The organism is Kitasatospora humi, assembly GCF_020907985.1.
Lineage (GTDB): Bacteria > Actinomycetota > Actinomycetes > Streptomycetales > Streptomycetaceae > Kitasatospora > Kitasatospora humi.
Genome location: NZ_JAJJPA010000136.1, coordinates 1 through 1,590, shown reverse-complemented (window position 1 = coordinate 1,590; position 1,590 = coordinate 1). Strand labels below are relative to the sequence as shown.

The window sequence follows — 1,590 nt, the reverse complement described above, 5'->3', positions numbered from 1 at the left end:
CTTAGCTTGGAATTTATCCTCGTCGGGCTTGATGTTCCTTGATCGACTCCGCGCGTTTGACCGTCTTTCCGACATCGTGACGAGTGGCCCGTTGCTTGTTCTTCGAGCCGGGAGGCCGTCCCGGGCCCGGCCGGGACGGTTTCGGCGCGGCCGCCGGGCGGACTGCCGTCGCGCGGACGTTGCGAAACCCCCGCCGCACTCGGGCGGGCGTGAGGCGGCGTGGTGCCGCAGGGCGTTCCCAGGGGCGGCGAAGGTCCTCGGTGAGGGGTCGGGCGAGGCGGAGTTGGGTGTGGGCGGCGATGATGAGCCAGGTCCACAGGTCGGCGGTGTCCGCGTGGCGGACCTTCGGGGCGGTCCAGCCGAGGGTCTGCTTCATAAGCCGGAAGGTGTGCTCCAGGTCGAAGCGCCGCAGGAACGAGTGCCAGCACCGGTTCGCATCGGCGGGTGTCGCGCCGGTGGCCGAGCACCACAGCCAAACCGGTTTCGGGTCACGGTCGCCCGGCAGATGCTCGACCTTGAGGCGGATCAACGTGCCGTGCAGGACGGGAAGTTCCTCCTCCGCGTGGTCGAGCCAAGGGCCGCGATGGGCAAGTCTGGGGTGCATACGGTCCCAGGCGATCGCTTCGGCCTTGCCGTAGCGGGTGGTGTCCGTGACCGTGGTGACGTCGGGCTGGTGCCAGGTGTCGGGCTTGGCGAAGGTCAGGACACCGCCGTGCTTGCGGGGCCGGCCCCCCTTCGGGCCGGAGCGTGCGGGGCCGGCGTCGCGGAGCATGACACGGTCCGAGCGCAGCCGTCCCACCAGCACCACCGGCAAGTCGGCCAGGGCATGGGAGAGGTAGGCGACGTCGTAGCCGGAATCCATGACGATCAGGATCTCGGGATCGCCTTCGTTCCACTGTCCGGCTTCTTTCAACCGATCTACCACGTCGCGCAGTTGGGCAGCGGTGACGGCGGTCGCGTCGTCCGCAGGACCCAGGCGCACGGCGTCCAGCAGCGCGCACCACGAGGTGCGGCCGGACTCCAACGCGGCGACGAAGGAGTACGGCCAGCCGGGCACGAGCTGGTCCGTCTTGCGGTCGCCACGTCCGTAGACATGGCAGAACAGTCGGTCGTCGCTGGTCGGAGCGTCGGGGCGGAGCCAGTTGGACACGTCCACGGCCAGCACGATCCGCCCGTCGGCCGCCTTCGGCAGTGGCAGGGCGGCCAGAGTGCGGCGTAAGCGCGTCGGTTCGAACCAACCCCGGTCCAGGGCGGCGTACAGGGCACCGTGCCCGCGCCGGTGCTCAACCGCCAGCGACAACTCGACCAGGGTCTTCACCGGCCCGTCCGCGCACAACACCGCGTCGGTGAGCTCGAAGAGCGCGTCTGCGCGGGCGTAGAGGCAGTCGTAAAACTCAACCCGAAAGCGGGACAAGACGCCCAATGCGTCGCCTGCGGGCGCGTCGGCTGGGAGACTCATACACAGCGGCCGTTCTCTCGTGCTTCATGACTCGACATCTCGAAGCGTGGAGAACGGCCGCCTCCGCTGTCCGGGAAAGAACCGCAGATCAGCAGGTCGAGTGACGTGTGAGGTTAAACGCCAAGCTTAGA

1 protein-coding gene is annotated in these 1,590 nt (G+C 68.6%); it reads right to left on the bottom strand.

What is annotated here, in order from left to right:
- Positions 1-13: 13 nt before the first annotated feature.
- Positions 14-1,459 carry an NF041680 family putative transposase gene (locus LN042_RS36730; protein WP_230055811.1) on the bottom strand — a complete coding sequence of 482 codons (1,446 nt, stop codon included), beginning with the start codon at positions 1,457-1,459 and terminating at the stop codon, positions 14-16.
- Between the last annotated feature and the right edge of the window lie 131 nt (positions 1,460-1,590).

Coding starts and splice junctions, on each gene's coding strand:
- LN042_RS36730 (WP_230055811.1), bottom strand. CDS start 1,459: ATGAGTCTCCCAGCCGACGCGCCCGCAGGCGACGCATTGGGCGTCTTG.